Source organism: Thalassolituus marinus (assembly GCF_020320395.1).
Taxonomy (GTDB): domain Bacteria; phylum Pseudomonadota; class Gammaproteobacteria; order Pseudomonadales; family Oceanobacteraceae; genus Venatoribacter; species Venatoribacter marinus.
This window is the reverse complement of the sequence record NZ_JAEDAH010000046.1, coordinates 13,954-29,938: the sequence shown is the minus strand read 5'-3', so window position 1 is coordinate 29,938 and position 15,985 is coordinate 13,954. Positions and strand designations below refer to the sequence as shown.

Below are 15,985 nucleotides of genomic sequence, written 5' to 3'. Positions count from 1 at the left end.
ATACACATCCCTGTGTGCGAGTCTTACGCAAGCTCCGCTTCGTTGCCGCGGTTTTCCAGCCAGTTCTTGCGATCACTGGCGCGTTTCTTGGCCAGCAACATATCCATCATTTCATTGGTACCATCACCGGGCTCCAGCGCCAGCTGCACCAGACGGCGGGTGTTCGGATCCATGGTGGTCTCGCGCAGCTGCAGCGGGTTCATTTCACCCAGACCTTTAAAGCGCTGCACGTTGACCTTGCCGCGTTTATTCTCGGCTTTAATGCGTTCGAGAATGCCCTGTTTCTCGCTTTCATCCAGGGCGTAATACACCTCTTTGCCCAGATCGATACGATACAGCGGCGGCATTGCCACATAGACATGCCCCTCAGCCACCAGTTTGCGGAAATGACGCACAAACAGTGCACATAACAGTGTAGCAATGTGCAGCCCATCCGAGTCGGCGTCGGCAAGAATACAGATTTTGCCGTAACGCAGGCCGGACAAATCATCAGAGCCCGGATCAATACCCAGCGCAACGGCAATATCGTGCACTTCCTGTGAAGCCAGAATCTCACTGGAGTCGACTTCCCAGGTGTTCAGGATCTTACCGCGCAGCGGCATAATGGCCTGAAATTCACGATCACGAGCCTGCTTGGCGGAGCCACCCGCCGAGTCACCTTCCACCAGGAACAGCTCGCCGCGCTCACTGTCCTGACCACTGCAGTCTGCCAGTTTGCCGGGCAGCGCCGGGCCCTGAGTGATTTTCTTACGGGCAACCGTTTTCGATTTGCGCAAACGCGACTGCGCACTGGAGATCGCCAGTTCGGCAATCTGCTCCGCCTGCGCGGTATTTTCATTCAGCCACAGGGCAAAGGAGTCTTTCACAACACCGGAAATAAACGCCGAGGCTTCGCGCGAAGACAGTCGTTCCTTGGTCTGACCAGCAAACTGCGGGTCAGCCAGTTTGGCCGACAGGACATAAGAGCAACGCTCCCACAGATCATCCGGCGTCAGTTTGATACCGCGTGGCAGTAGGTTGCGGAACTCACAGAATTCACGCAGCGCATCCAGCAGACCGGAGCGGAAGCCATTCACATGGGTACCACCCTGGGCGGTCGGGATCAGGTTAACGTAACTTTCCTGCAGCAGCTCACCACCTTCTGGTTGCCAGTGCACAGCCCAGTCGACGCCTTCGGTGGTGCCGGTCATGGAACCGGTGAAGGGTTCAGCCGGCAGTACCTCATAACCAACGGAGTGAACCTTGAGGTAATCTTTCAGACCATCCTCGTAATACCATTCGGCACTGTCTTCGGCGTTCGGTGCATTGAATTTAATGCGCAGCCCCGGACACAGAACGGCCTTGGCACGCAGCACATGCTTCAGACGCGGAACGGAGAATTTTGCCGAATCAAAGTACTTGGGATCAGGCAGGAAACGGACACTGGTACCGGTTTTCTTCTTACCGCAGGTATCCACCACCTGCAGATCGAGTGCTTTATAGCCGTCTTTAAATCCGATGCGCTGCACCTGGCCATCTCGCCAGATAGTGACTTCCAGCACCTGCGACAACGCATTCACCACGGACACGCCCACGCCGTGCAAACCACCGGAAAACTGATAGTTGTCGTTGGTAAACTTACCACCAGCGTGCAATTGGCTGAGAATCAGTTCCACACCAGAGACGCCATGCTCCGGGTGAATATCGGTTGGCATACCACGGCCATCATCCAGCACCGTCATTGAGCCATCACCGTGCAGGGTGACTTCCACAAAACTGGCATGGCCGGCCAGCGCCTCATCCACCGAGTTATCGATTACTTCCTGCGCGAGGTGATTCGGGCGAGTGGTATCGGTGTACATACCCGGACGCTTACGTACAGGATCCAGACCACTTAAAACCTCAATCGATGACGCTGTGTATTGCTTTGACATTCAAACCTCTGGCTGCCAGCGGAATTCCATACTTAATGGATGGAGTATAACGATAAGAAAATGCGAAGTCAGATACCTGAGGTGGCTCATTCCGTGCCGCAGTCGGTATGACAGGCAGCGGCCCAGCTCAGCATCATGGGCATACGCTCGATAAAGCGCTCAAAGCTGTGATTGCCGCCCCCTTCCACCCAGCTGGCACAATCGCGATACAAGTCTGCAGCCTGACGATAATCCAGAGTTTCATCGCCCGTCTGCAGCAGTAGCAGCAAACGCTCGGGGTGGGAGATATGCGCGCAATCCATAGTCTGCAGCTGAGCAATATGTTCCAGAGTGAGTTCGTGCTCCTCACCGCTGTAGTAATGGGTATTCGGCCCCAGGTAATGTTCAAACAAATCGAACGGCCTTACCGCCGGATTCACCAGCACCGCAGGCACACCTTCGGTTTCAGCCAGATGAGTGGCGTAGAACCCACCCAGAGAGCTGCCAATCAGATAAACCTGATGGTACTCAGACTGCATACGCTTTAACTCGTGACGCGCCAGCTCAATCGCCCTTGCTGGTTCGAAGGGCAACTCAGGCACGGACAATCCGTCATGGGGGAGATGCTGCTGATAATAAGACACCAGCTGCTGCGCTTTCAGTGAGGCAGGCGAGCTGAGAAAGCCATGCAGATACAGGCAGGCCGGATAACGTTGCGACAAAGAAACCTCAGTAACCTTTAACCGAGTAGTCGATCTCGAACTCAATCCCTTCAACCCGACTGATCCCGGTATCGATTGCGCCATCCTGTTGCAGATCCAGCCAGCGATACCCTGGTGCGACGGTGTCGACGGAGAAATCTTCAGAGTTCGGCGTAAACTGCACACAGGTAGACGGAGTAGAGAGGAAGCGGACGCCATTAATCATCTGATCACTTTCCTGATGAACGTGCCCCCACAGCACGCACTTCACATTACCGAAGCGCGCAATCAGGCTCATAAATTCATCGGAATTTTTCACACCGATACGATCAATCCAGGTGCTTCCCATAGGAATCGGGTGATGATGGAAGCTGATAAGAGTATGCAGATCCGGGCGTTCCTGCAGTGCCTGCTCCAGCAGTTCCAGCTGCGCAACCGACAAGCGGCCATAGACAGCGCCTTCGACCTGGGAGTTCAGCAATACAACCTGCCAGTGTTCACTGCGGATAATCTGATTGAGGTGTTCTGTTCCGGCGGCAACCGAACGCATTGTCTGCGGGTTATCATGGTTACCTTCGAACCAGAATACCGGGCACTCAAATGGCGTCAGCGCGTTATGGAGATGCTGGTAAGCCTGCTCAGTACCATCCTGAGACAGATCTCCAGTGACGAGGATAGCGTCGATATCACTGCGTTCTTCACGCACGATATCAAGCACACAGTTCATACTGTGCAGCGTTTTCATTCCCAGCAGATGCCCATCCTCTGGACCATTCAGATGGGTGTCGGTGATCTGAACCAACCGCAGCGTATTGCCTGATTCCAATGAATACAAACTGCACCTCGTCCCTAATTATTCTTGTCAGTGTCCAACTTTATCGGCGAACAGGCAATTTGACCACGATAAGGTTCACATTTGTCCGGGATTGTCAGACTTTATTCTTCGGCAAATTGCCCCGGCAGGGCCACCGTGGCCTCAATTCTACCGTGACGAATGCAGTGGTCCAGCCATTCTGCCAGAAAGCGGTTGAGCTGTACTTTCTCATCCGGCAAGCGCATGGCTGAATTCGGATAGGCGTAGCGACCTTCAAAGCGCTGCTGATTCTGGTACCCCAGAACTTCTGCCATCATCGCATCATGATAGAGCCTGACCTGCATCGACAACGGCTGTAACCATTGCGGACTCAGCCCTTCCTGATACACCGACAACATAGTCGTGTAACGATGATCTTCGTCAACAACCAGTCGTACACGAGCTTCATGACTGCTGCCGCTGAGCACAAATGTCCGTTCCGATTCCTCAGCAGGAACCAGCTTCATCAGACGCAGGTAATTGCCTTCACACAGAGCGGCCATTTCCTGCAGGTCAGGGACATAACGCTTACGCAGCTTCAATCATCGGTCTCCGCTTAACAGTTCGAAGGTGGGAGGTTATCGGAATCAACCAGTACTCTCCAGCGTCAGAATGAATCGGGCTAATACCTGCTGCGACTATCACTTTTCCTGATACTTGGAAGTGACGTCTGAATGGCGGATTTTCAGCCATTGCAGCGCCATAATGGTGGCAGCGTTATTAATGATGCCGTCTTCCAGCGCCTGCCAGGCTTCATCAAAGCTCAGCGACACCAGACGGATGTCTTCATGTTCATCAGCCAGACCATGAATGCCACCCACGCCTGCGCTGTCAATCAGACCACAATAAATCTGTACTCGTTCACTGGTTCCTCCCGGAGATACCCAGTAGCGGCAGACAGGTAATAACTCATGGTAGCGGCAACCTGCTTCCTCCAGAGTCTCGCGTTCGGCGACCTCGGCATAGGTCTCGCCGTCTTCGACCATGCCAGCAACCAGTTCCAGCAGCCAGGGCGACCTTTCATCATTCAGCGCACCAATGCGGAATTGTTCCGTCAGCACCACAATATCGCGCTGCGGATCAAACAGCAGTACGCACACGGCCTCACCCCGTTCAAACAGTTCGCGCTGAAACTCTGGCGTCCAGCCACCCGCAAAGGTACGGTGTCTCAGGCGAATACGATCGATACGAAAGAAACCCTTGTAGCCAGTCTCGGTGCCGGTTACCTCAACATCGTCTGGAGTGAACGCCTGTGGAATCATACTTGACCTACCTATATTACTGTTTAAGAATATTCTAACGTACGACGTATCAGCAGCCTGCACTATGTGTTGCTGCCTGTGGAACAATCAGTGCAAATTTCGACCGATTTTTTCTGCTAGAATCCGACGAACAAATATTTATAACGCTGCGAAAGGCAACTATATGAAAAAACTGCTCTCACTGACGACTGCCCTGCTGGCTTCCGGCACCGTCTTCGGCGCCGACCTCAGTACTATTTATCAGCAGGCCGCCAGCAACGACGCGGAAATTGCAGCTGCCCGCGCCACCCGTGAAGCCAATGGCTACAACATCACCATCGCCCGCGGCGCCCTGTTACCACAGGCTCAGGTTTCTTATACCCACTCTCAGATTGAATCCGACCTGAGTGGTGCAGTATCGACCGGCACAACGATTGTCGATACTGACATTGAAAGTGATTACGACCGCGACCTGCTGCAGCTATCGGCTTCTCAGACATTATTTAACCTGAACAGCTGGTACACCTACCAGGCAGCCCGTACCGGTGATGAAGCCTCTGCGCTGCAGCTGCAACTGGCGGAACAACAGTTACTGCTGCGCACTGCCCAGGCGTATTTCGATGTACTGCGAGCCAAAGACAACCTGTCTACTGCTCAGGCAGAAGAAAAAGCGGTCAAGCGCTCGCTGGAGCAAACCAAGCAACGCTTTGATGTGGGTCTGATTGCCATCACTGAAGTGCACGAAGCTCAGGCCGGTTACGATCTGACCTACGTAAACCTGCTGGGTCAGGAAGCAGCGCTGGACATCAGCTACGAAGCACTCGAGCAACTGACAGGACAGCGCTTTGATGCCGTTTCACCTCTGCGTGACGACGTCGCGATGGAAGCCCCGCAACCCGTCAATGCTGACGAGTGGGTAACTTCCGGCATGGACAAGTACGCCGGTCTGCTGCTGGCTGAAGCCAACAAAGACGCCGTACGTATGCAACGCAACGCGACACGCTCCAACCATCTGCCAACCGTAACCCTGTCAGGTGCCTATATGGATGGTGATCAGCAGAGCCTGGACGCTAATGGCGATCCATACGACGGCTCAATCACCAGCATTCAGCTGGAAGTATCCATGCCTCTGCTGGCCGGCGGTTCTCTGTATGGCCAGAGCAAACAGGCCGCTCTGAACTTTGCTGCGGCGGACTATCAGCTTGAGCAACAGCGCCGCGCGGTAAAACAGAACATTCGCAGCCTGTTCCGTCAGGTTAAAACAGATGCTCTGAACATCAAGGCGCGCAAGCAGGCCATCACTTCTGCCAAGAGTGCTCTGGAAGCAACGGAAACCGGTTACAAAGTCGGTACCCGTAACATCGTTGAAGTACTAACTGCACAGAAAAATCTGTACAGCGCACAGCGCGATTATGCTAACGCCCGTTACGATTACATCATCAACTTGCTGACACTGAAGTTCTATGCCGGCACATTGAATGAAGCTGACATCCAGATGCTCAACGGCTGGTTAACAGCCGCCTGATCATCCGGCATTAAAAAAGCCCCGCAGTGCGGGGCTTTTTTTATTTAACGGCTTACGTCAGATCAGAATTTGTATTCCAGACCAACGCCGTAGTACTGAGCATTTACGCTTTCGTCGTCAGACTCTTCACTGGTCATGTAGACGAAGGTTTTCGCCGCTTTCGCCAGTTTGTAGTCAGCACCGATGCTGTAGCTCACGCCGCCTTCTTCCTGGATGTCAGAAGCACCGTACTGAGCTTTCAGCGTTACGTCGCCGCTCACTTTTACCGCAGCAGAAGCCATCCAGCCATCAACACTGTCAGCGCCGTCAACTTCTGTCGTTTCCCACAGAGCACCCAGCTGAACAGCACCTACTTTGTACTGAGCAACAACACGTGCCGCATCAACGCCTTCACCGCTTACTTCGGTGTCGTATGCATACGCAACGTAGATATCACCACGGGTGTATGCCAGGGAGGCAGACAGACCGTTGTTTACAGCTTCAGATTCAGAGTTGATGTGATCAACCGTTGCTACCAGACCAGCCATGCTCGGAGAGGTGTACTGAACACTGTTCTTTTCACGGTTTTCACTGGCACTGATGATATGCTTGATGTCACCCTGCAGGTCGTTGAACAGGTCGATTTTTTTCTGCGCCGCTTTAAATGGTGTATCAAAGATACCTACCTGTACCTGACCGAAACCGCCCTTAACACCTACAAATGTGTTGCGCTGAGCGAACGTACGGTCACTGTTCTTGTCACCATCATCAATGAATGTTTCAAACTCAGCCTGGTAAATACCAGTCAGGCCGCCATCCAGTGCGATTTTGCCTTTTACACCCAGACGAGAAGCGTTTGAGTTCAGCTGGTTGATGTTACCGGCGTCTTTCTGCTGCACAGATTCCTGCGCAACATTCACTTTGCCGTAAAATTCTGGTTTTTCGATTTCAATGGTTTCCGCCTGTGCTACGAATGGAGCAGCTGCTACAGCGAGGGACAAAGCAATTTTTTTCATAATACGTTCCCAAATAGTTGTCGTGCTAAACGAGCCCGTAGTCCGGGTCTGTCATCCTGTGTCAGACCCGCCATGAGGCAGACACATGACAATTATGTTTCCGAAACATTACAGAAATATGACAACAACGACATTTATTGCAGAATCGTGACAGCTTCGTGATATTTCGATGACATTAGCGGAGTCATACGTCTCATTCAGTTAAGACCACAATCGTGAAGACTTCCTGTCAGTTATTTGCCAGAAAGATGACAGGCATAAAAAAGGCCGCCAGGGATAAATTCCCGGGCGGCCTTTTTTCAGGTGCAAATCAGTCTTTCGCCTGCTCTTCGATTTCAGTCAGAGAGCTGTGACGAACGTCCGTACCTTTCACCAGGTAAATCACCTGTTCAGAAATATTACGCGCGTGGTCACCAATACGTTCGATGGCTCGCAGAATCCACAGAATATTGATTGCCTGACCAATAGAACGCGGATCTTCCATCATATAGGTGATCAGCTCACGCAGAGCAGAAGCATACTGCTGATCCACGCGCTTATCGGTACGCACCACTTCGACGGCACCTTCCACGTCATGACGGGTGAATGCATCAAGTGCACCGGAAATCATTTTTACAACTTCCGCACCCATATAACGCATCGCCTGCTGACACAGTTGCGTGTTGGCACTGTCACCAACTTCCAGCGCATGGAAGGCCACTTTGCTGGCTTCGTCGCCAATACGCTCGAGGTCGCGTACAACACGGGATACGGCCAGAACCATACGCAGGTCAGATGCGGCCGGCTGGCGACGCACCAGAATCTGGGTGCATTCGTGATCGATTGCTACTTCCAGCTTATCCACTTCGTCTTCGCGGCGGATGACTTCATCGGCCAGGCGGGTATCGCCTGAACAGATCGCTTCGATAGCATTAGCGACCTGACGCTCGACCAGACCACCCATGCCCATCATGTGATTACGGATGGCTTCCAGGTCAGCATTAAACTGACCGGAAATGTGCTGATTAAAATTCATTTCCATCTGACGTCCCCTTAACCGAACCGGCCGGTAATGTAGGCTTCTGTTAATGAGTGCTCGGGTGTAGTGAACACCTGATCCGTTGGGTTAACTTCAATCAGCTGACCCATGTGGAAGTACGCGGTACGCTGAGATACACGAGCTGCCTGCTGCATAGAGTGCGTTACGATAGCGATGGTGTAATTTTCACGCAGCTCATCGATCAGCTCTTCAATTTTAGCGGTTGCAATAGGATCCAGTGCAGAACATGGTTCGTCCATCAGAATAACTTCCGGATCAACGGCAATGGTACGCGCAATACACAGACGCTGCTGCTGACCACCGGACAGACCTGTGCCAGGTGCGTGCAGACGATCCTTAACTTCATTCCACAGACCTGCACGCTGCAGGCTCTTCTCTACGATTTCATCCAGATCAACCCGGGAGTGCGCCAGACCGTGAATACGCGGACCATAAGCGATATTGTCGTAGATTGATTTCGGGAACGGGTTTGGTTTCTGGAACACCATACCAACGCGAGCACGCAGCGGTACAACATCCACTTTCGGGTCGTAGATATCTTCGTTATCCAGTTCGATCTTGCCGGTCACGCTGCAGATATCGATGGTGTCGTTCATGCGGTTCAGACAGCGCAGGAAAGTCGACTTACCACAACCAGAAGGTCCAATCAGGGCGATAACTTCGTTGGAACCGATGTCCAGGCTGACATCGAAAATTGCCTGTTTCTCGCCATAAAAAACACCGACATTACGGGCTGTCAGTTTCGGGCTTTCGACCAGTGGCGAGCCACAGGTTGTATGGTTTTCAATGATGCTCATAATTCGTAATCCAGATCTTGTATTCGTTACCTGTTACCAACGACGCTCAAGACGGCGACGCAGCATCACGGCAGCTGTGTTCATAACCACCAGGAAGCCCAGCAGGACAATAATGGCTCCGGAGGTGCGCTCGGTAAAGGCGCGTTCAGGGCTGTCTGACCAGAGGAAAATCTGAACAGGCAGCACGGTGGATGGGTCATTAATAAAGCCCGGTACGTCCACCACAAAAGCAATCATACCAATCATCAGCAACGGTGCCGTTTCACCCAGCGCCTGGGCCATACCAATAATGGTACCAGTCAGCATACCTGGCAGAGCCAGCGGCAGTACGTGATGGAAAACCACCTGTACTTTCGATGCACCCAGACCAAAGGCCGCTTCACGAATAGACGGTGGAACCGCTTTAATCGCCGCACGACCAGAAATAATGATGGTTGGCAGCGTCATCAGTGTCAGTACCAGACCACCCACCAGCGGTGTTGAACGGGAAACACCAAAGATATTGATAAAGATCGCCAGACCCAGCAGACCGAACGTAATAGACGGTACCGCAGCCAGGTTGTTGATGTTGATTTCAACAATTTCCGTGATGCGGTTCTTCGGCGCAAATTCTTCCAGATAGATTGCCGCAGCAACACCAATCGGGAAAGACAGCAGGAAGGTTACCAGCAGGGTCAGGAAGGTACCTTTAATCGCACCATGAATACCGGCCAGCTCTGGCTCACGAGAATCACCATTGGTGAAAAACAGCGTGTTGAAGCGAGTCGTCAGCATGCCCTGTTCGATCCAGCTTTCCATCCATGCAATCTGGACTTCAGACATACGGGTGTTAATGCCTTCCACACCGCGGTCGTGTTTGAGCCACTGATCAACATCGTCATCGGCGATCAGGTCAAAGGTCACCGCCTGACCAATCAGTCCCGGATTTGCCTGTACCGCTTCAATCAGCTGCCAGGCGGCACCAGCACTGATCATGGAATACAGCTGACGACGCTCTTTACGACCGTCCGGCTGAACCATTTCCTTAAAGTGATTTTTCAGCAGACCTTCAAAGTTGGCTGCACGGATTTCGTCACTGCTGGAGTTTTTATTCAGTCCCAGATAGTCGGCATCCAGTACCACTTCAGTACGGATAACGGTTTGCGAAAACGCCGCCAGACCTTTGGACAAAATGTCACCAAACAGCACCACCAGACACAGCAGGCCGAACAGCACAGAAATCAGACCATAGACACGGAAACGCTTTTCCGCCGAGCGGCGACGCTTCATGCTGGCCTCTACTTTTTGACGAGTAGTCATCGATGTATCAGTCATATTGTTCCCGGTATTTCTGCACAATTTTCAGAGCGACATAGTTCAGCACCAGGGTCACGAGGAACAGCACCAGACCCAGTGCAAACGCAGCCAGCGTTTTCGGTGAATCGAATTCCTGGTCACCGACCAGCAGGGTAACGATCTGAACCGTAACCGTCGTTACACTATCCAGCGGGTTCAGTGTCAGGTTTGCCGCCAGACCTGCAGCCATGGCTACAATCATGGTTTCACCAATCGCACGGGAAACCGCCAGCATCACTGCACCAACGATACCCGGCAGTGCCGCCGGAATAACCACCTGACGAACCGTTTCGCTGCGGGTTGCGCCCAGACCATAACTGCCGTCACGCAACGACTGCGGCACAGCGTTAATCACGTCATCAGACAGTGAGGATACGAATGGGATGATCATTACACCCATAACAAGGCCGGCTGCCAGCGCACTTTCAGAAGAAACTTCCAGTCCCCAGCTGGCACCAATACTACGAATAACCGGAGCAACGGTCAGTGCCGCGAAGAAACCGTAAACCACGGTCGGGATACCGGCGAGAATTTCCAGTGCCGGCTTGGCGTAGGAACGTACACGCGGACTGGCATATTCAGACAGATAAATGGCCGACATCAGACCAATCGGCACTGCAATAAACATGGCGATGGCAGAAATCAGCAAGGTACCAGCAAACAGCGGTACAGCACCAAAGCTACCGGAGGAGCCTGACTGATCAGCGCGCAGAGCAATCTGCGGCGACCAGCTGGTACCAAACAGGAACTCAAACACGCTGACTTTGCCGAAGAACATCCAGGCTTCAAACAGCACCGAGGCCAGAATGCCCAGGGTTGTCAGTACCGCGATACCAGAGCTGGCAAACAGCAGCTTACGAACAATACCCTCAACCTCTGAACGGGCACGCAGTTGCGGCTGAACCCGACGCCAGGTCACTGCCACACCGAGCAGCGCAAGCGACAGCACGACTCCGGAGTGCAGAATATTGGCGCGGGACTCCAGAGCCACCAGGTGTTCTACGGCTGGTTGAAGTTCAGCTACGGCACCCACGCCAGCGGCTGATGCCAGGTTATGGACTTTGCTGATCGCCAGCTGGATATCCGCAGAACTTCCCTGTTGAACGGCCTCGGGCAATTGAGCCACCAGCAGGTGATCAACGACTGGACCTTCCGCCAATGCCCACAACAGCAAAAGCAGCAGCGGTGGGAGGCCTGTCCACAGTGCGACCAGGGCACCGTAATGGGTTGGCAGGGAGTGTAATTTCACTCCCTGTCCGGCGATAGCGCGAGCTCTGTTCCGGCCCAGCAGGTAACCTGCTCCGAGCAGAATCAGAACCACAATAATCAGGCTACTGTAGTTCATCGGTCATTGATCTGATGTAAGTTTTTGACATGCAAAAGCCGAGGCTTTGGCCTCGGCTTTCACTGCGGGTCGACGACTCGCGATTACTTCTTCAGAGACAGTGGAGTCAGTGCTTTAACAGACTCTACAACCTCGTTGTATGCGTCCTCAGTCAGAGGAATCATACCTTTGTCCGCCAGGTAACCATCTTCACCCATTGCACGCTCGGAAGTGAACTCAGCCAGGTACTCTTCGATACCAGGAATCACACCGATGTGAGCTTTCTTCACGTAGAAGTACAGTGAACGGCTTACCGGGTAAGCGCCTTCTGCGATGTTGTCGAAGGTCGGCAGTTTACCGTCTACAGTCGAACCCTGCACCTTATCTGCGTTCTGCTCCAGGAAGCTGAAGCCGAAGATGCCGAATGCATCCGGGTTAGCAACCAGTTTCTGTACGATCAGGTTGTCGTTTTCGCCTGCTTCAATGTACGCACCGTCTTCACGAACACCGTGACAAACCGCTTTGTACTTGTTCTTGTCATCGCTCTTCATCGCAGCGATGAACGGGAACTGCTTACAGCCACCTTCCATAGCCAGTTCAGCGAATGCGTCACGGGTACCGGATGTTGGTGGTGGACCCAGAACTTCAATTTTCTTCGCTGGCAGGACAGGGTTGACGTCTTTCCAGGTTTTGTAAGGGTTTTCGATCAGGGTTTCTGAACCGTCAGTGGCTGGAACCATTTTCGCCAGCGCCAGGAACATATCCTTACGAGAGATGCTCATGTGCTCTGCTTTAGCTGAGTTTGCGAAAGCAATACCGTCAAAACCGATGGTTACTTCAACGATTTCATCGATACCGTTCTTAGCGCACAGCTCCACTTCGGACGACTTGATGCGACGGGAAGCGTTGGTGATATCAGGAGTTGCATCACCCACACCGCTACAGAACAGCTTCAGACCACCGCCGGAACCGGTTGATTCAACCTTAGGAGTGCGGAAGTCGGTAGACTTACCAAAACGCTCAGCTACAACAGTAGAGAACGGGTAAACAGTAGAAGAACCTACGATGCTGATATAGTCACGCTGTGCCTGAGCAGTAGTGCTCATTACAGAGGCCAGCAGAGCCGCACCAGTTAACAGAGCTTTTTTCATTGTCGCTTCCTTTATTAAACCGAACCCGTTGTTTATCGGATCATGGTGATTTTGGATGGCGCCATTATTGGTTTTGTATGTTACAGAAATATGACAACTCGCCGTTTTGTGACACAACGATGACATTTATGTGACAGCCGATCCAGCACTGAAGCCAGATTTAATGCGGCTCACAGGCCTTTCGGGTTAATTCCTGAGCAATCCATGGCTATAATGCGCCGCTTTCATATTCCCGGATTGAACATGACGAATCTGCTGCATCTGCTCAACCTGTTTACCCGCCGCAGCGGTCAGGCCGTTCGCTGGCTGTCGCTGCTGATGGTCATTGCCTCCTGCCTGGTGGTGATCCTGCGCTACTCCTTTGATATGCCATCTATCGCTCTGCAGGAATCAGTGATGTACCTGCATGCCTCGCTGTTTATGCTGGGTGCAGCTTATACCTGGCAACAGGGCGGCCATGTGCGGGTCGACGTGTTCTATCGCAACTGGCCAGCAAAACGTCAGGCTCTGGTAGACAGAGCAGGCATTCTGCTGCTGGTGATTCCAACCTGCCTGTTCATGCTGTGGGTAAGCTGGGACTACGTTGCCAGCGCCTGGGCGATTGGCGAAAAATCCCAGGAATCAGGCGGCCTGCCATTCGTCTACCTGCTGAAAACGCTGATCCTGGTGATGCCGGTACTGATGCTGATTCAGGCACTGGCTGAATTTGGCAACACCTTCACTGGCGGTAAGGACGCAGAAGACAAGCATAGCGAGCAGGAGGCCCACTATGGCTGAGTTAATGCCGTTATTGCTGTTCGCTGTTATCTGTCTGGTATTGATGGCCGGCTTCCCGGTGGCCTTCACTCTGGCCGGCACCTCGCTGCTGTTTGCCGGACTGGGTGTACTGACCGGCACCCTGGATATGGCCTTTCTGCACGCGCTGCCAAACCGGGTGTTTGGCATTCTCAGCAATCAGATTCTGATTGCCGTGCCGCTGTTCGTATTTATGGGCGTGATGCTGGAAAAATCCCGCATTGCCGAGCGTCTGCTGCGCAACATGGGGCTGCTGTTCGGCCCGGTACGTGGCGGGTTGGGCTTCTCTGTTGTACTGGTTGGCATGCTGATGGCGGCCAGCACCGGCATTATTGGTGCCACCGTGGTGACAATGGGACTGATTTCGCTGCCGACCATGCTGCGTCAGGGCTATAGTCCGGCACTGGCCACCGGCAACATTTGTGCAACCGGTACTCTGGGGCAAATCATTCCCCCATCGACCGCACTGATTATTCTCGGTGATGTGCTGTCCAGCTCCTATCAGCAGGCGCAGCTGAAAATGGGCATTTTCAGCCCGGAAACCGTCTCCGTTGCCGACCTGTTTGTCGGTGCTCTGGTACCAGGCCTGATTCTGGTCGCGGCCTATCTGTTGTATGTCGGCGGGGTTGCACTGTTCCGCCCGCAGGCAGCTCCGGCCGTGGCTGATCGTCCGCCACTGAACCCAGCCTTCATAGCGGAACTGTTAAAAGGTCTGCTGCCGCCATTAGCGCTGATTATTGCCGTGCTGGGCTCCATTCTGGCGGGCATTGCCACACCTACCGAAGCGGCAGGTATTGGCGCCGGCGGCGCCCTGCTACTGGCCATTCTCTATCGTGAGTTTGACCTGCAACGTCTGAAAGAAGTTATGGATGCCACGCTGCAGGTGACCAGCATGGTCTTCCTGATCTTTATCGGTGCCGCGCTCTTCTCATTGGTATTCCGTGGCTTTGGTGGTGAGGAGTTGGTGCACAGCCTGTTTACCAGCCTGCCGGGCGGCCTGTTCAGTGCCATGCTGCTGGTGATGCTGGTGATATTCCTGCTCGGATTTATTCTCGACTTTATCGAGATCACCTTCGTGGTGGTGCCGATTGTCGCCCCGGTACTGTTTATGCTGGGTGCCGACCCGGTATGGCTGGGTATTATGATCGCCATTAACCTGCAGACCTCATTCCTGACGCCGCCATTCGGCTTCGCCCTGTTCTACCTGCGTGGCGTCGCGCCGGAATCTGTGCCGACCCGTACCATTTACAAAGGCGTGATTCCTTTCATCGTTATTCAGCTGATTGTACTTGGCCTGTTAGCAACAATGCCGCAATTGGCGACCTGGCTGCCGGATCAATTGTACGGTTAATCCCAAAGTCTAATTGCTGCCGGGTGTGCTGCTGACTGAAAAGCAGTACACTCCGCACAAAATAATTCTAACCCCGGAAATTCCCATGAATGACCAGCCAGAGGCCCGTGACGACTGCGAGCCGAAACCGGAAGGCGAGCTCACGCTCCGGTTAATTCCAAGCCGAAACGATACCAATGCACACGGCGACATCAGCGGTGGCTGGGTAGTCTCGCAGATGGACCTCGCGGCAGAAACCATTGCCAGCCGGGTTGCTCAGGGACGCATCGCGAACGTTGCACTGGAATCTGTGGTGTTTATGTCACCCATCCGTGTTGGCGCAGCCGTATGCTTCTATACCCGCCTGCTGGATATCGGCAGCTCATCGATTCGTATTGCGATTGAAGTGTGGACGCGCAACCCGAACGACAATGAGCGCCGCAAAGTGGTTGATGCGGTGTTTGTTTACGTCGCCATTGATGAGCAGGGTCGTATTCGCCGCGTTCCTAAGTGAACGCTGGAACAGGCTTCTGAGCGAACAAATAAAAAGGGCTGGTAAACCTGCCCTGCTGTCCCACGAGTTTTTCTTCAAACTTTTGTGGAATACTCAAGTCTCCATGTCCTCATAGAGGGGCCTTCCGATACGTCGGACCGCCCCTCTCGCCGGACGGGCGTGACTCCTGACCGCCATGGATGGCGGAAATGCAGGTTTTGCAGGAGCTAAAACCGGCCCGCTTCGCGCTGCCTGGCTCGTGATTCCTTGAAAACTTGATATTTCCTGACCACGCGCCCCATCGGCCATCCATGGCCGGGGCCGCTTGCCCGAGTCCCTTCGGGCAGATCGGAAATACTTCGCTTTCTGCGGCGAGTCCAGAGGCGCTATTAGCAGCAACCTCATAGCCCGATTATACGGATCACAGCAAAGTAAAATTCAGCGACTGAGTTGTTTTAAAGAGCAGCATCAAGGTTGCTATTCGCATCCTGGAGCGCCGAAATGAACGACGATT

At 53.3% G+C, this 15,985-nt stretch carries 15 protein-coding genes; 4 read left to right on the top strand and 11 right to left on the bottom strand.

Going from position 1 to position 15,985, the window contains the following annotated elements; all coding sequences use genetic code 11:
* Nucleotides 1-23: 23 nt before the first annotated feature.
* The 5 genes from parE to I9W95_RS09695 all read right to left on the bottom strand — a co-directional run bounded on the left by parE (nt 24) and on the right by I9W95_RS09695 (nt 4,708).
* A complete protein-coding gene (parE, locus tag I9W95_RS09715) occupies nt 24-1,913 on the bottom strand; it encodes a DNA topoisomerase IV subunit B (RefSeq protein WP_225674308.1) in 1,890 nt (629 codons plus the stop codon).
* Nucleotides 1,914-1,999: 86 nt separating this feature from the next.
* On the bottom strand, nt 2,000-2,614 hold the full coding sequence (locus tag I9W95_RS09710; protein ID WP_225674306.1) for a YqiA/YcfP family alpha/beta fold hydrolase: 615 nt from the start codon (nt 2,612-2,614) through the stop codon (nt 2,000-2,002).
* 7 nt (nt 2,615-2,621) lie between these two features.
* The gene (gene cpdA / locus I9W95_RS09705) at nt 2,622-3,428 is read right to left on the bottom strand and encodes a 3',5'-cyclic-AMP phosphodiesterase (protein WP_225674304.1); all 807 of its coding nucleotides are present in this window, start codon (nt 3,426-3,428) and stop codon (nt 2,622-2,624) included.
* Between the two features lie 101 nt (nt 3,429-3,529).
* Entirely contained in the window at nt 3,530-3,988 is a 459-nt protein-coding gene (locus I9W95_RS09700; protein ID WP_225674302.1) for a DUF1249 domain-containing protein, read from the bottom strand.
* 99 nt (nt 3,989-4,087) lie between these two features.
* Nucleotides 4,088-4,708 (bottom strand): NUDIX domain-containing protein, encoded by a 621-nt coding sequence (locus I9W95_RS09695; protein WP_225674300.1) that lies wholly within the window; start codon nt 4,706-4,708, stop codon nt 4,088-4,090.
* 163 nt (nt 4,709-4,871) lie between these two features.
* On the opposite strand from I9W95_RS09695, the gene I9W95_RS09690 reads away from it, so the two are divergent.
* Nucleotides 4,872-6,212 (top strand): TolC family outer membrane protein, encoded by a 1,341-nt coding sequence (locus I9W95_RS09690; RefSeq protein WP_225674298.1) that lies wholly within the window; start codon nt 4,872-4,874, stop codon nt 6,210-6,212.
* A gap of 62 nt (nt 6,213-6,274) precedes the next feature.
* On the opposite strand, the gene I9W95_RS09685 is transcribed toward I9W95_RS09690, so the two are convergent.
* The 6 genes from I9W95_RS09685 to I9W95_RS09660 form a co-directional block, all read right to left on the bottom strand.
* The gene (locus I9W95_RS09685) at nt 6,275-7,207 is read right to left on the bottom strand and encodes a porin (RefSeq protein ID WP_225674296.1); all 933 of its coding nucleotides are present in this window, start codon (nt 7,205-7,207) and stop codon (nt 6,275-6,277) included.
* 310 nt (nt 7,208-7,517) lie between these two features.
* Nucleotides 7,518-8,228, bottom strand: coding sequence for a phosphate signaling complex protein PhoU (gene phoU, locus I9W95_RS09680; protein WP_225674294.1), 711 nt, complete (start codon nt 8,226-8,228; stop codon nt 7,518-7,520).
* A gap of 11 nt (nt 8,229-8,239) precedes the next feature.
* Nucleotides 8,240-9,043, bottom strand: a complete 804-nt coding sequence (gene pstB / locus I9W95_RS09675; protein WP_225674293.1) for a phosphate ABC transporter ATP-binding protein PstB — start codon at nt 9,041-9,043, stop codon at nt 8,240-8,242.
* A gap of 33 nt (nt 9,044-9,076) precedes the next feature.
* The gene (gene pstA, locus I9W95_RS09670) at nt 9,077-10,357 is read right to left on the bottom strand and encodes a phosphate ABC transporter permease PstA (protein WP_225674291.1); all 1,281 of its coding nucleotides are present in this window, start codon (nt 10,355-10,357) and stop codon (nt 9,077-9,079) included.
* Complete coding sequence (gene pstC / locus I9W95_RS09665) at nt 10,350-11,723, bottom strand: phosphate ABC transporter permease subunit PstC (RefSeq protein ID WP_225674289.1); 1,374 nt, start codon at nt 11,721-11,723, stop codon at nt 10,350-10,352. Before pstC ends, pstA begins: the two co-directional genes overlap by 8 nt.
* 83 nt (nt 11,724-11,806) lie before the next feature.
* On the bottom strand, nt 11,807-12,853 hold the full coding sequence (locus I9W95_RS09660; RefSeq protein WP_225674287.1) for a substrate-binding domain-containing protein: 1,047 nt from the start codon (nt 12,851-12,853) through the stop codon (nt 11,807-11,809).
* Nucleotides 12,854-13,096: 243 nt separating this feature from the next.
* On the opposite strand from I9W95_RS09660, the gene I9W95_RS09655 reads away from it, so the two are divergent.
* The 3 genes from I9W95_RS09655 (at nt 13,097) to I9W95_RS09645 (ending at nt 15,492) form a co-directional block, all read left to right on the top strand.
* Nucleotides 13,097-13,630: a TRAP transporter small permease subunit gene (locus I9W95_RS09655; protein ID WP_225674286.1), complete on the top strand. Its 534-nt coding sequence runs from the start codon at nt 13,097-13,099 to the stop codon at nt 13,628-13,630.
* On the top strand, nt 13,623-14,999 hold the full coding sequence (locus I9W95_RS09650) for a TRAP transporter large permease (RefSeq protein WP_225674284.1): 1,377 nt from the start codon (nt 13,623-13,625) through the stop codon (nt 14,997-14,999). Before I9W95_RS09655 ends, I9W95_RS09650 begins: the two co-directional genes overlap by 8 nt.
* 85 nt (nt 15,000-15,084) lie before the next feature.
* On the top strand, nt 15,085-15,492 hold the full coding sequence (locus I9W95_RS09645; RefSeq protein ID WP_225674282.1) for an acyl-CoA thioesterase: 408 nt from the start codon (nt 15,085-15,087) through the stop codon (nt 15,490-15,492).
* The last annotated feature ends 493 nt before the right edge of the window (nt 15,493-15,985 follow it).

Coding starts and splice junctions, on each gene's coding strand:
- I9W95_RS09650 (WP_225674284.1), top strand. CDS start 13,623: ATGGCTGAGTTAATGCCGTTATTGCTGTTCGCTGTTATCTGTCTGGTA.
- pstB (WP_225674293.1), bottom strand. CDS start 9,043: ATGAGCATCATTGAAAACCATACAACCTGTGGCTCGCCACTGGTCGAA.
- I9W95_RS09660 (WP_225674287.1), bottom strand. CDS start 12,853: ATGAAAAAAGCTCTGTTAACTGGTGCGGCTCTGCTGGCCTCTGTAATG.
- phoU (WP_225674294.1), bottom strand. CDS start 8,228: ATGGAAATGAATTTTAATCAGCACATTTCCGGTCAGTTTAATGCTGAC.
- parE (WP_225674308.1), bottom strand. CDS start 1,913: ATGTCAAAGCAATACACAGCGTCATCGATTGAGGTTTTAAGTGGTCTG.
- I9W95_RS09690 (WP_225674298.1), top strand. CDS start 4,872: ATGAAAAAACTGCTCTCACTGACGACTGCCCTGCTGGCTTCCGGCACC.
- I9W95_RS09655 (WP_225674286.1), top strand. CDS start 13,097: ATGACGAATCTGCTGCATCTGCTCAACCTGTTTACCCGCCGCAGCGGT.
- pstC (WP_225674289.1), bottom strand. CDS start 11,723: ATGAACTACAGTAGCCTGATTATTGTGGTTCTGATTCTGCTCGGAGCA.
- I9W95_RS09645 (WP_225674282.1), top strand. CDS start 15,085: ATGAATGACCAGCCAGAGGCCCGTGACGACTGCGAGCCGAAACCGGAA.
- I9W95_RS09695 (WP_225674300.1), bottom strand. CDS start 4,708: ATGATTCCACAGGCGTTCACTCCAGACGATGTTGAGGTAACCGGCACC.
- I9W95_RS09685 (WP_225674296.1), bottom strand. CDS start 7,207: ATGAAAAAAATTGCTTTGTCCCTCGCTGTAGCAGCTGCTCCATTCGTA.
- pstA (WP_225674291.1), bottom strand. CDS start 10,357: ATGACTGATACATCGATGACTACTCGTCAAAAAGTAGAGGCCAGCATG.